Origin of the sequence: Pseudomonas sp. Sample_16 (assembly GCF_004307665.1) — a bacterium.
Taxonomy (GTDB): domain Bacteria; phylum Pseudomonadota; class Gammaproteobacteria; order Pseudomonadales; family Pseudomonadaceae; genus Aquipseudomonas.
On sequence record NZ_RCOB01000097.1, the window covers coordinates 164455 to 176683 of the forward strand.

A 12229-nucleotide genomic window follows, 5' to 3' on the forward strand; every position below is an offset into this window, starting at 1 on the left:
GAGAGCCGATGCGAGCCTTTGATTGCCTACCGCCGCCCGTGGCCTTGCTCGAACAGGTCAGGGCGCAATGCACGCAGCCGATGCCCGCTGATCTGGACGGGATCGCCCAGGCCGTGCATGCACGCCTGGGCGGTGCATTGGTTGGGTTGCTGGTCTACGGTTCTTGTCTGCGCAATGGCGATCTGAGTGATGGCATGGTCGATTTGTATGCGCTGGTTGACAGTTACGCGCACGCTCATCCCAAACGCTTGCAACAACTGGCCAATGCATGGCTTCCGCCTACGGTAGTCGTCATCAGCGCTGCAACGCCCGATGGCCGGATGCTCCACGCAAAATGCGCCATTCTCTCGCTGCAGGACTTCGAGACAGGCACTCGTTCGTGGTTCCAAAGCTACCTCTGGGGCCGTTTCGCCCAACCGTGTCGACTGGTGTATTTCAAGGACGGGGATACGCAAAGGCGTATCCACTTTGCGCTGGCTCAAGCGGTGATGACGCTGCTGGGGCGCTGCATCGCTCATTTACCGGATCAATTCGACAGTTTTACGCTTTGGGAACAATCCCTTTCGCTGACCTACCGGACCGAGTTGCGCCCGGAATCAGCCGATCGGCCCAGGCAGCTGGTCAGGCATGACATGAATTATTACTCGCGCATCACTCAAGCCGCAGCGCCTGCGGTGAAGCAAATGGCCGTCTGTGCGCACGCAACGGATCGCTATCGCAACCTCTGTCCGCCGGCAGCACGCCGCCGTCATGAGCGACTGTGGAAGTTGCGGCGGATTCAGGGACGAACCTTGAACGTGGCACGCTTGGTCAAATCGTTTTTTACCTTCGAAAACGGTGTCGACTACCTTGTCTGGAAGCTGGAGCGTCACTTGGGTGAGCCCATCGTCGTGACTCATCGGTTGCGTCGTTTTCCTCTGGTCTTTGGCTGGTCCCTGCTCTGGCGCCTGCTCAAAAGCCGCCGGCTACGCTAAGAAATGCGCCTTGCCGACTCGAACAACAGAGGGCGACCATGGATAGAGACAACGTACGCGTCAGCACCCCACCCACCAAGCGCAAACATCGCCCCAGCGTGGCGCTCGGTTTGTGGATCATCAAGCGCCTGGAAAAGACCATCCTGCGAAACTCCACGGTGGGCGACAGCCCTTTCTTCGAGCCCCGACAGTTTGCCTGGGTGACGGAGCTGGAAGCGAACTGGCCAAGCATTCTCAAGGAGCTCGAAGTCGTCCTGGATGACCGCGACCGGTTGCCCAATTTTCAAGACATTTCTAAAGATCAACGCAACATTACCCAGGACGACAAGTGGAAAACTTATTTCCTCTACGGCTATGGCTACAAGATGGACAAGAACTGCGCCCGCTGCCCTGACACCACGAGAATCGTCGAAGCCATACCGGGCATGTTTACCGCGTTCTTTTCGATCCTGGCCCCGGGCAAACATATTCCCCTGCACCGAGGCCCTTACAACGGGCTGCTGCGCGTGCACCTGGGGCTGGTGGTGCCTGAGCCCCGGGAGAGCTGCCGAATCCAGGTCGGCGATCAGATCCGCCATTGGGAAAGTGGCAAATGCCTGATATTCGATGACACCTACCGGCATCAAGTCTGGAACGATACGACCGGGACTCGCGTGGTTCTGTTTCTCGACGTCGAACGACCGCTCAATGCGCGGGGTACGTTGCTCAACAGGATTGTGCTCCGGCTGATTCGCTGGTCGCCGTTCATTCAGGACGCGCGCCGCAACCACCGTGCCTGGGAGCGTGGTCTTGAACCATAGCGACGACCACGGGTCCCTCAGTAAGCACCCAGCACGCCCCGGCACAGAGGATTTCCAACAACGATGACCAGTCTTCTGCATATCTCCGACACGCATTTCGGCACGGAACTGCCCCCCGTCATGCAAGCCTTTGAATCGCACGTCAAGGCGCATGGCGCCGATCTGGTGCTGTTTTCAGGGGACATTACGCAACGCGCCAGACGCGCTCAGTTCGCCTCGGCGCAGGCATTCATCCAGCGCATCAAGGATTACGGAATACCTCAGGTGCTGACGATTCCCGGCAATCACGATATCCCCCTGTACAACCTGCTCGCGCGCGTGTTTTCACCCTATGGGAATTATCACCGGTACATCGACAGCAATCTGGCACCCATTTTCGAAAATGACGATGCATTGATCATCGGCTTGAACACAACGCATCCTTCACGGCGCAAGGCAGGCAAGGTCACTGCCCGACAAGTCGAGGAAGTGGCTGAGCGACTGCAGAGGTGCGATCGGCAAAAGTTGCGCATCGTTGTCGCTCATCAACCGTTCGGCGCTATCGTCGCGTCCGACCGGCGCAATTTGCAGATCGGTGCTCGGGCTGCACTGGAGCGTTGGGCTTCGTCGGGGCTCGATGTGGTGATGGGAGGGCATATCCATCTGCCCTATGTGCTGGCACTCAGCACGCAATATGCCGGGCTGTCCAAGGAAATCTGGGGGGTGCAGGCCGGCACCACGCTCTCGTCACGCCTGCGTGGCAATGCCCCCAACTCATTCAATCGAATCCATCTGGATAAACTGACAAGGCAAGTTAACGTTGAGCGCTGGGAATACTCTTCCTTGCAAAGCGCATTCGAGCGCTGCGAAGAAATTCGCTGCGACTGTCTGTTGCCCGGGGTTGCGAGCGCAAATTAACGGGGTTGCGTCACCGTCAGGAACTCTCCTTCGCTTCCTCAGCGAGGGAGAAGGCCGTGCCATATTTGCGGCCCGCCCAAAACTCGACCATTGCCTGCGCAGCCTGGAGGTCGGCGGGAAAGTCCAGCTCATTCCAGTCCAGTCCTTCGATGGATTGCGCGAACACCTGCCCTGTCGTCGCTGCGAGGTAATTGATAATGCTCAAGTACCACATTTGCAGGGCTTCGGGACGGCGCATACTTTCTTCCAGCGCATTGCGAAACAACGGTCCTCCGCCCGCCTGGAAATGCATCATGCCGATGGATTCCCCGTCGACCTTATCGAGCGCAATCTGCTTGCTGACAGCACTGATCCGTTCACCGGCGAGCTGGATCTTCATATCGTCGCTGTCATAAGCCGACTTCTTGTCGATCGCGAGTGTAATCGGTCTGACAGGCGCCTCCAGCAGCCTCTCCAGCACCGGCTGTTCGAACAACGTATCGCCATTGAGCAAGATGAAATCATCATGCATGACATGGCGAGCCATCCAGCAACTGGCCAGATTGTCGGCGACCTCGAAGAACGGATTGTAGATCGTCGAGATGACGCCCGGCCCATAGCGCTCGTTCAGAACCTGTTCAACCTGGCCTGCCCCGTAGCCAATCACGGCGGTGATCCGGCTTATTCCGGCAGCCAACAACGCATCAATCTGCCATTCAATGACCCGCAGCCCGCCGACTTCGATCAGGCATTTGGGAGAATTCGCTGTATATGGAAGTAGCCGTCGTCCTTGTCCGGCACTCAAAATAATTGCGGTTGTACGGGTGCGTTGTTCGAATAACCCCATATTTCCAGGCTCCCCAAGTCCAGGATCTGAACCACTAGCACCCTTCGATCAGTGAGGGCGTGCTTGGTAGACTAGATCAATGATTGGACTGAGGACGCCCGCCCATCGGCTCAATTCAATCAGTATCGCGACGAAGTTTTATTCTCGACGCCTCGGATTTTCGCTCTATGCTTCTGAAAACCAATTTTCGGAGGAAACGCCCATGCGCTTGGAGGGTTCAGTACAGCCATCCTCAAGCATTGACACCCTCGACCCCATCGTCGAAACGAACAGTGGGCAACCCGTGGCGATTCCCCGCATCGAGCCGATAGTCCTGGCGGCCAGGGCCGGCGCACCGCAAGCCCCCGCCGTGCGTATATTCCTTGGGACCGAGCCTGCGCAGTACCGTGCCGAACGCATTTTTGTCTTTGCGCTGGCGCAAGTGCGAAACCCGGATCGGCGCTACGAAATTTACCGCATGACTGGCCTGCCCGGTTTCGATCAGACCGGCTGGCGTACCGGTTTCACCAATTATCGCTTCGCTATTCCGGACCTGGCCGGGCGCCACGGCCGCGCGTTGTACAACGACGTCGATCAGCTCTACACCGCCGACCCGGCCGAGCTGTTCGACCAACCGATGGGTGAACACGGCTATCTGGCGCTCGCGCCCAGAGAAACGGCAGTCATGCTCATCGATTGCGAGCGGATGCAGCGTTGCTGGAATATGAAAGCAGCCACCACGATCAGTAAGAAAAAGCTGCATGCAGCTGCGTCAGACATTCCGGGGAACTTCGGAATACTGGATGCCATCTGGCACGCCCGGGACCTGGAATACAAACACGGCGAATCCCGGTTGTTGCATTACACGACGCTGCATCTACAACCCTGGCGACCGCTGCCTGCCCAATACAGCTATCAAATCCATCCCTATGCCGAAATTTTCCTCAGCCTTGAAGAAGCGGCAGACGCAACCGGGTATGAGCTCTACACGGCAGCCGAACCCAGTCCGCGATTCTTCCAGCTCAAGCGCGAAGCCACTGCACAACCGGCGCTGATGCCAGAGGATGTCATGCTGCGCAGCCGTAACCTGCAGTGTGCGAAGTTCGGGCTGATCGGGCCGTGGCAACAAACGCCGGCATTCGGCCCTGCTGTTCGGCAACTCGATGTGGAACAGCTGCGCCAGGTCGATTTACCTGCTCAGGATTTCATCGCTGCGCATGATCTTGAAAAGCTGGCACCGGAAGACCTGCCTTGGGTCGTGGATCGCCTGTTCGCACTGGCCACGCGAATGCTGTACGTCAAGGCCAGGCTCAGTGGCGATGGCTCGATGATCAGTTCTGTCAGCGGTTGGCGCCGGCTTCTGCGACGCATCGCGCGGCGTTATCCCGATCGGTGCTGGCAGCTCGATTGCGTCGATGAAAAGGGGCACACGCAGCGCTTCGTCGCTGACTATGCGCTGCGGCTCAATACCGCCGAAAGTCCTAAGGTATGGGTGCTGCTGAGCAATCATGCCGGTGACAATGCGCAGCTGATGGCCATGGCGGACGCCTTGGGCTGGCCTTACGAATGCAAACGGATCACCATTCCACCGCGTTCTTATCTGCTCGACGCCCTGCTGGGAAGCAAGCTGCCCAGACGGCCAATTCCTGGCCTGAACGCACCTTGGCCAGACCTGGTCTTCAGTTCGGGGCGACGCAGCGCCCAGATTGCCCAATGGATCAAACATCGCTCCAAAGGCACGACACAACTGGTGCATGTGGGACGTGCCCAGGTTCCGTTGTGGCGATTCGACCTGGTCCTGTCCACCCCGCAATATGGGTTGGCCCTGGCGGATAACGTTGTCGACCTCCCTGCGCCATACATGAACCCGCGTGCTCTCGATCAGGCGCAACTGGAGCAATGGCGACAGCGTTTCGCTTCACTGCCGCGCCCCTGGATCGCCGTACTCGTGGGAGCCAGCGCCTCTCCCTACTGCATGGACACGCAGGCAGTGCAACGACTCGGTGTTGAAGCCAATGCAGCGGTCAAAGCCATGGGTGGCTCGATTTTGTTATCGACCAGCCCGCGCTCATCCGCAACGACCACCGATACCTTGCTGTCGGTCATTGACGTTCCATGCTGGTCGTATCGATTCGGTGAGACCCAAGACAATCCTTATCCTGCGTTTCTGGCCCTGGCCGATGGTTTTATCGTCACCGGCGACAGCCTTTCAATGCTGACGGAAGCCTGCATGACCGGACGCCCGGTCGCGGTTTTTCCGTTGCCGATCCAACGCAACCGCAAAGCCCGACTTCGCCACGCACTGGAACAGCGCCTGGGAGTGATTGACCGGACAACGGGGGTGCGTGGCACGCCCAAGCAGCAGGAGGGATTCAGCAGGTTCTATTTCAAACTCGTGTCGGGCGGCTTGATCAGGCGGGAACGCCAATTCGAACAGGCGCACCTCGCACTCGGCGTGATGCCCTTGTCACAAGGCCCTCTGCAGCCGCCGCTGCTGTCTCCACAAGCGCTGCAAAGCGCCCGCGAACGAGCGATCAACGCCATTCGCGGCTTGATCATTGGCGAGCGGCCGTCAGGTTCGTGACCGGAATGAAGCCAGGATACCGAACATGCTTTGGCTCGAACGCACGGCGTTCATCCCCACCCATGGGCTTCTTCAATAAAGTGCAGCACCGCACTGGAACGCTCATCAATACGTGAAATGAGTGACAGCTCACTGACCATTTCCGGTTGAGACAGCGGCACGATCCGAATGCCCGGCATGGTCAACCGGCTCATCGTTTCCGGCACAATGCTCAGGCCGATGCCGGCAGCCACCAAACCGGGAATGCTCATCAGTGACGGTACATACATGATGTTTTCGGGGTGCAGTTGGTTTTGCCGGCATGCCTGGAGGGTGTGTGAGGTCAGGCCAATGCCGGCGCTATCCTGCAAAAACACAAATTTCTCGTGGCGCAGAGTGGCCAGGTCTCCGCTGAAACTTTGCGAAAGTTCATGGTTATCCGGAATCAGAAGGACGAGCCTGGACAGGCTGAAATGATGGGTGCGCAGGCGATCCGGCAAGTGATCCTTGAACACCCTGGCAAAGGCCAGGTCGAGCTTATGGTCCAGCAACATATCGAACTGCGCGCGAATCCCCGCATCCACCAGCGATACTTTGACTTCAGGGAACGTGCTGAAGTAATGCCGCAGCAGTCTCGGCAAGTTGGCCTCGAACAGCGCCGAGTGGTAACCGATGTTGATCTCGCCGACTTCACCGCGCCGGGCACGGCGCGCAGCGGCAGTCGCCAGTTCACTGGACTCGATGGACTGACGCGCATGCGGCAAGAAAGCCTCGCCAGCGGCGGTCAACGCAACGCCGCGGTTTTCCCGACGAAACAGTGCGAGGCCCAGCTCCGACTCAAGCGTGCGCATTAATTGGCTCAACGCCGGTTGCGCAATGCCCAGTTGTTCAGCCGCCCGGCTGAAGTGCTGCAAGTCGGCCGCGACGACAAAAGCTTTCAGATGACGCAATTCCATGAATCTCACCCATAAGGCCGGCTTATCTATTTGTCGTGATTTCGATAATTATTCTGTAGGGGGGATGCGCTAATGTCTACCCACTTCGACGTTTCCTGCTCGCGCCTGAGCTCGAACGGAATCGTATGGGTACCCCGTAACCATAAAAACAATGACGAGCACCTCAATGAGCACAACCAGTCACGAGACTCATGATTCGCGCATGCCTCGCAAAGCGGTGACCGCCGCGACCATTGGCACCGCCCTGGAATGGTTTGACTTCACCCTGTATGGCGCCGTGTCGGCGACCATCCTGCCAAAACTGTTTTTCCCGGCCATGGAGCCAACGGCCGGCCTACTCGCCTCGCTGGCAACATTCGGCGTCGGCCTGGCCGCTCGACCTTTGGGTGCCATTACCTGTGGTTACCTGGGCGACAAACTGGGCCGTCGCAACCTGATGCTGGCCACCGTGACCTTAATGGGTCTGGCTTCGGTACTGATGGGGTTGTTACCCACCTATGGCCAGGTGGGAATCTGGGCGCCGATCATGCTGGTGCTGCTGCGGATTATTCAGGGCTTTGCGCTGGGCGGTGAGTCTACCGGTGCGCAACTGATGGCGCTGGAGCACGCGTCCCCCGACCGCCGCGGGCGTTACTCCGGCATGCTCGGTTTGTGCTCACCGTTGAGCCAGATATTGGCCAACGGTGTGTTGATGGGCCTGGCTGCGACGCTTTCAAGCGAACAGTTCGAAAGCTTTGGCTGGCGAATCCCCTTCCTGATGAGCTTCGTACTGGTGGTGGTCGCGATCTACATTCGTTTGAAAGTCGATGAAACCCCCGCCTTTGTTGCTTTGAAAAAGACCCCGGTCAAGCAGGAAAAAAGTCCGCTCAAATCCGCAGTGGGCAGCCACTACAAAACCATCCTGCGTTTGATGCTGTTCTTCTGCTCGCCCGCTGCGCTGTTCTATCTGATCGTGATTTTCTCCCTCAGCTACCTGACCAAACATCTGGGCTTCAGCCAGTCCACCGGTTTCATGTCGCTGATGGTGGCTAACATTTGTGCCATTTTCGGTGCGCTGGCCGGTGGCTATCTGTCGGATCGATGGGGCCGTAAAAAGGCTCTGGCGTTCGGTTCGTGCATGACCCTGCTGATCCTGTTCGTCTATTTTCCAATCCTCAACACCCTGAACGTCGCCGCCATCATGGCAATCATGGGGCTGTTTCTGGGCTTCACCCAGTTTCAAAGCGGCATTCAACCGGTGGCATTCGCCGAAGCATTCCCGACCCAGGTCCGCTATTCGGGCTCGGCACTGGCCTACACCGGCGCTAACCTGGTGATCGGTGGTCCGATGCCAATGATCGCCGTGTGGCTAATGAGCCAGTCGAACAACTCGCCATGGCCTCTGGTGACGCTGTGCGCCGTGATCAACCTGATCTCGCTGGCAATGATCGTCATCGGTCCGGAAACCCGCGGCATCGACCTCAACGCCTTCGCTGAAGACGACGCCGTCGACTCTCGTGCTTCAGCCCTTCTCTCCAAATAACGCAACAGGACGACCATGAACCGCACCGTCTTCATCCTTAATGGCCCGAACTTGAACCTGCTGGGTCGTCGTGAGCCGCACATCTACGGTCACACCACGCTCGATCAGATTCGTCAACGCAGTGAACGACTGGCCGAGGAACTTGACCTGGTCTGCGACTTTCGCCAGACCAATCACGAAGGCGTGATGGTCGACTGGATTCAAGAAGCCTTCGAACAGGGCGCTGCCGTGATCATCAACCCGGCCGGTCTTTCGTTTCACTCGATTCCCGTACTGGATGCCCTGAAGTTGATCGACGCTCCGCTGATCGAGCTGCACCTGTCGAACATCCATGCTCGCGACGAATTGCATCGTCACTCCATCATGTCCGGCGTGGTCAATTCGGTGATCTGCGGCATGGGCGCCGACGGTTACCCCCTCGCACTCAGGGCCATTGACGACCTGCTTCGTCGCCAGGCGCCCAACGCTTAATCGCTAAACGCTTCTCCGGCGGTCCCTTGGCACGGGTTGCCAGGGCCGCCTGCGCCCGAAATTCAGGCGTCAGTTTAAAACTTGAAAAAAATAATAATTCACTGCGAGAGCACAACCATGCGCCACACCTTGTTTTGCCGTAATGAGTTTGCGCACCACGCCCTCATCGGCCTGACCCTGGCAATTAGCGCTGGGTCGGCAAGTATTGTTCATGCCGATGAAAACAGCGGTTTTATCGAAGGCGCTACCGCGACCCTGAATTTGCGCAACGCCTACATCAATCGCAACTTCGTCAATCCCGCCTACCCGAACAGCGCCGCACCGCAGAACAAAGCCGAGGAATGGACGCAGAACTTTATCCTCGACGCCCGCTCCGGCTACACCCAGGGTCCAATCGGGTTCGGCGTGGATGTGCTGGGGCTGTATTCACAGAAACTCGATGGTGGAAAAGGCACTGGCGGTACGCAACTGCTGCCCATCCACGACGATGGGCGCCCCGCCGACAACTTCGGACGCCTGGGGGTTGCCGCCAAGGCCAAGGTTTCAAAAACGGTGGTGAAAGTCGGCGAGTGGGTCAGTACCCTGCCGATCCTGCGCTCGGACGATGGCCGTTCGTTACCGCAGACTTTTCGTGGCGCGCAGATCACCTCCCAGGAAATCGGTGGGCTGACGTTGTATGGTGGCCAAATTCGTCAAAACAGCCCGCGTAACGATGCCAGCATGGAAGACATGTCCATGAACGGCAAAGCCGCGTTCACTTCCGACCGGTTCAACTTTGGTGGAGGTGAGTACACCTTCAATGACAAGCGCACGACAGTTGGGCTCTGGTACGACGAACTCAAAGATATCTATCAACAACAGTACTTCAGTCTCAGCCACAGCCAACCGGTGGGCGACTGGACGCTGGGCGCCAACATGGGCTTTTTCACCGGCAAGGAAAACGGTGCCAGCCTGGCCGGCGACATGGACAACAAGACCGCTTTCGGCCTGTTCTCCGCAAAATTGGGTGGCAACACGTTTTATGTGGGCCTGCAAAAGCTAACCGGCGATACCGCCTGGATGCGGGTCAATGGTGCGAGTGGCGGCACGCTGGCCAACGACAGCTACAACTCCAGTTTCGATAATGCACAGGAGCGCTCCTGGCAGGTACGCCACGACTTCAATTTCGTCGCCGTCGGTATCCCGGGGCTGACGATGATGAACCGCTACTTGAGCGGCGACAATGTGCACACGGGGGCAATCACGGATGGCAAAGAGTGGGGCCGCGAATCCGAGCTGGCGTATGTGATCCAGTCGGGTGCCTTGAAAAACCTCAGCGTCAAGTGGCGTAACTCCAGCATTCGCAGAGACTTCAGCACCAACGAATTCGACGAAAACCGGATCTTTGTCAGCTATCCGATTTCGTTGTTGTGATGCGACTCAAGTAACACGTTGCGGGCCGAGACTGTCGCTTGTGATGGACAGCTTTCGGCCATCAACACTCAGGTGTCACAGCGTCATGATCGGCCTAAGCAACGCCTGCCCTTCATACAACGCCGACAGATAGCGTTCGCGCATTTGTTCGATGCTCATGCGCGATGCATGAGTGGTCAGCGTCAAGGTCGCCTGCAACTGCCCTGCCCGATCAATCAGCGGCACACTCAACACTCGCATGCCCACTTCGTATTCCTGATCCACCAGCACATAGCCCCGCTGCGCCGCCAAGACGATTTCACTGCGAATCCGCGTTTCATCGGTGAATGTGTAAGGCGTAATGGCTTGTGGAGGGTTACGGTCGAAATAGGCGTCGAGTTCCTGCGCCGAAAGGCTCGCCAGCCACAGGCGACCACTGCCCGTGCAATACATCGGTACCCGAGATCCCGGGCGGATCGACATCGACGTTATGTGGCTGTAGCGACTACGCACGATATGCACGATGTCGTCACCATCGCGAACGCCAACCGAAACATGCTCTTGAGTGGTTCGTGCCACCTGTTCGACGATCGGTCGCAGCATGCGCGGCAGCACTGCCGAGTCGACATACGCCTGGCCGATACGCAGGGTCTTGGCCGTCAGCCAGTACTCACGGCCATCGGTCTGCGCGAAATCATCGTGCACCAGCGTCAGCAGAAAGCGCCGGGCAGCGCTCTGGGTCATGCCGGTCATTCGTGCCGCATCGGGCACGCTAAGACGCGGGTGTTCCTGGGAAAACAGCTGAAGTAACGCCAGGCCTTTTTGCAGGCCAACGATCAGATCCCGTTGATGGATGGTGGGCTGCTTCATCGGCTGAACTCTTTATTGAGCGAAGAGTGCGATTATCGCAGTCACGCTGCGTTTATCAACGTATTCGCCCTTGCCTTCGATTGTTCAGCGCCCACTCCCCCCGCAGTATCTGGCTCACAACACAGCCAATAAGCGGGAGCATCACATGATTCAGGGTTCGACTGAACTGGTCGCCATCGTCGGCTCACCTGTTGCCCAGGTGAAATCGCCGGAAAACTTCAACCGCTGGTTTGCCGACCGCCAGCAAAACATTGCCATGCTGGCGATCGATCTTGCCCCGAGCGCCCTGCAAAACTTCATCGAGACCCTGCGCGGCTGGCAAAACCTGCGCGGTTGTGTGGTCACTGTTCCCTACAAACAACTACTCGCTGGCCGTCTCGACAGCGTCAGTGAACGTTCGGCAGTGCTGGGCTCGGTCAACGTCATTCGACGCGAGAACGATGGTCGACTGGTGGGCGATATCGTCGACGGCGAAGGCTTCCTCAGTGCTGCACGCCAGCAGGGTTTCAACCCGCAAGGCAAACAGGCGCTGGTCATCGGTACCGGAGGTGTCGGCAGCGCGATTGCCTATGCGCTGTGTCAGGCCGGTGTCAGCCATTTGGTAATCACTGATTTGAGCGCGGAGCGGGTGCAGGTGCTCAGCGAACTGTTGCGCGGTGCCTTTGCGGATACCGTAATCAGCACTGATCCCGCCTCGCTCGAGCACTTCGATCTGCTGGTCAATGCCTCGCCCGTCGGCATGGCTGCCACCAGCGATGAAGGCCCGATGCCGCTGGCGCCGACCCTGATGCAATCGCTCAAAAGCTCGACGCTGGTCGCCGATGTCGTGACGTCGCCGGTCGTAACACCGTTTCTCGCCTTCGCTCTGAATCGGGGTTGCCGCATCCAGACCGGGCCGGAAATGGCCGTGGCACAACTGGGCAATCTCGGCCACTTCATGGGCGTGACGCCGCTGCAGATCTGACTTTGCGTCCATGTC

General features: G+C 58.2%; 11 protein-coding genes. 8 read left to right on the forward strand and 3 right to left on the reverse strand.

From position 1 onward, the window contains the following. The first annotated feature begins 8 nt into the window (after positions 1-8). The 3 genes from D8U69_RS14495 (at position 9) to D8U69_RS14505 (ending at position 2671) form a co-directional block, all read left to right on the forward strand. Positions 9-974: a hypothetical protein gene (locus D8U69_RS14495; RefSeq protein WP_130907586.1), complete on the forward strand. Its 966-nt coding sequence runs from the start codon at positions 9-11 to the stop codon at positions 972-974. A 38-nt stretch (positions 975-1012) separates the two neighbouring features. After that, complete coding sequence (locus tag D8U69_RS14500; RefSeq protein ID WP_056855362.1) at positions 1013-1774, forward strand: aspartyl/asparaginyl beta-hydroxylase domain-containing protein; 762 nt, start codon at positions 1013-1015, stop codon at positions 1772-1774. Positions 1775-1837: 63 nt separating this feature from the next. Beyond that, on the forward strand, positions 1838-2671 hold the full coding sequence (locus tag D8U69_RS14505; protein WP_130907587.1) for a metallophosphoesterase: 834 nt from the start codon (positions 1838-1840) through the stop codon (positions 2669-2671). A gap of 16 nt (positions 2672-2687) precedes the next feature. Here the strand turns inward: D8U69_RS14505 and D8U69_RS14510 are convergent, their stop codons facing one another. Next, complete coding sequence (locus tag D8U69_RS14510; protein WP_056855364.1) at positions 2688-3497, reverse strand: phosphocholine cytidylyltransferase family protein; 810 nt, start codon at positions 3495-3497, stop codon at positions 2688-2690. 202 nt (positions 3498-3699) lie between these two features. On the opposite strand from D8U69_RS14510, the gene D8U69_RS14515 reads away from it, so the two are divergent. Continuing rightward, positions 3700-6060 (forward strand): ELM1/GtrOC1 family putative glycosyltransferase, encoded by a 2361-nt coding sequence (locus tag D8U69_RS14515; protein ID WP_130904854.1) that lies wholly within the window; start codon positions 3700-3702, stop codon positions 6058-6060. Positions 6061-6110: 50 nt separating this feature from the next. Here D8U69_RS14515 and D8U69_RS14520 read toward each other — a convergent pair whose 3' ends face one another. Beyond that, positions 6111-6995, reverse strand: coding sequence for a LysR family transcriptional regulator (locus tag D8U69_RS14520; protein WP_130907588.1), 885 nt, complete (start codon positions 6993-6995; stop codon positions 6111-6113). A gap of 166 nt (positions 6996-7161) precedes the next feature. Between D8U69_RS14520 and D8U69_RS14525 the strand changes: the two genes are divergently transcribed. From D8U69_RS14525 to D8U69_RS14535, 3 genes are all read left to right on the forward strand, one after another. Further along, positions 7162-8517 carry an MFS transporter gene (locus D8U69_RS14525; RefSeq protein ID WP_130904856.1) on the forward strand — a complete coding sequence of 452 codons (1356 nt, stop codon included), beginning with the start codon at positions 7162-7164 and terminating at the stop codon, positions 8515-8517. A 15-nt stretch (positions 8518-8532) separates the two neighbouring features. Continuing rightward, positions 8533-8988, forward strand: coding sequence for a type II 3-dehydroquinate dehydratase (locus D8U69_RS14530; protein ID WP_130904857.1), 456 nt, complete (start codon positions 8533-8535; stop codon positions 8986-8988). A gap of 117 nt (positions 8989-9105) precedes the next feature. Then, a complete protein-coding gene (locus tag D8U69_RS14535) occupies positions 9106-10401 on the forward strand; it encodes an OprD family porin (protein ID WP_130904858.1) in 1296 nt (431 codons plus the stop codon). A gap of 75 nt (positions 10402-10476) precedes the next feature. On the opposite strand, the gene D8U69_RS14540 is transcribed toward D8U69_RS14535, so the two are convergent. Continuing rightward, complete coding sequence (locus D8U69_RS14540; protein ID WP_130904859.1) at positions 10477-11250, reverse strand: IclR family transcriptional regulator C-terminal domain-containing protein; 774 nt, start codon at positions 11248-11250, stop codon at positions 10477-10479. A gap of 145 nt (positions 11251-11395) precedes the next feature. On the opposite strand from D8U69_RS14540, the gene D8U69_RS14545 reads away from it, so the two are divergent. Continuing rightward, positions 11396-12214, forward strand: a complete 819-nt coding sequence (locus tag D8U69_RS14545; protein ID WP_130904860.1) for a shikimate dehydrogenase — start codon at positions 11396-11398, stop codon at positions 12212-12214. Positions 12215-12229 lie beyond the last annotated feature (15 nt).

Excerpts from the sequence above, each read along its gene's own strand:
- D8U69_RS14495 (WP_130907586.1), top strand. The coding sequence starts at position 9 with ATGCGAGCCTTTGATTGCCTACCGCCGCCCGTGGCCTTGCTCGAACAG.
- D8U69_RS14500 (WP_056855362.1), top strand. The coding sequence starts at position 1,013 with ATGGATAGAGACAACGTACGCGTCAGCACCCCACCCACCAAGCGCAAA.
- D8U69_RS14505 (WP_130907587.1), top strand. The coding sequence starts at position 1,838 with ATGACCAGTCTTCTGCATATCTCCGACACGCATTTCGGCACGGAACTG.
- D8U69_RS14510 (WP_056855364.1), bottom strand. The coding sequence starts at position 3,497 with ATGGGGTTATTCGAACAACGCACCCGTACAACCGCAATTATTTTGAGT.
- D8U69_RS14515 (WP_130904854.1), top strand. The coding sequence starts at position 3,700 with ATGCGCTTGGAGGGTTCAGTACAGCCATCCTCAAGCATTGACACCCTC.
- D8U69_RS14520 (WP_130907588.1), bottom strand. The coding sequence starts at position 6,995 with ATGGAATTGCGTCATCTGAAAGCTTTTGTCGTCGCGGCCGACTTGCAG.
- D8U69_RS14525 (WP_130904856.1), top strand. The coding sequence starts at position 7,162 with ATGAGCACAACCAGTCACGAGACTCATGATTCGCGCATGCCTCGCAAA.
- D8U69_RS14530 (WP_130904857.1), top strand. The coding sequence starts at position 8,533 with ATGAACCGCACCGTCTTCATCCTTAATGGCCCGAACTTGAACCTGCTG.
- D8U69_RS14535 (WP_130904858.1), top strand. The coding sequence starts at position 9,106 with ATGCGCCACACCTTGTTTTGCCGTAATGAGTTTGCGCACCACGCCCTC.
- D8U69_RS14540 (WP_130904859.1), bottom strand. The coding sequence starts at position 11,250 with ATGAAGCAGCCCACCATCCATCAACGGGATCTGATCGTTGGCCTGCAA.
- D8U69_RS14545 (WP_130904860.1), top strand. The coding sequence starts at position 11,396 with ATGATTCAGGGTTCGACTGAACTGGTCGCCATCGTCGGCTCACCTGTT.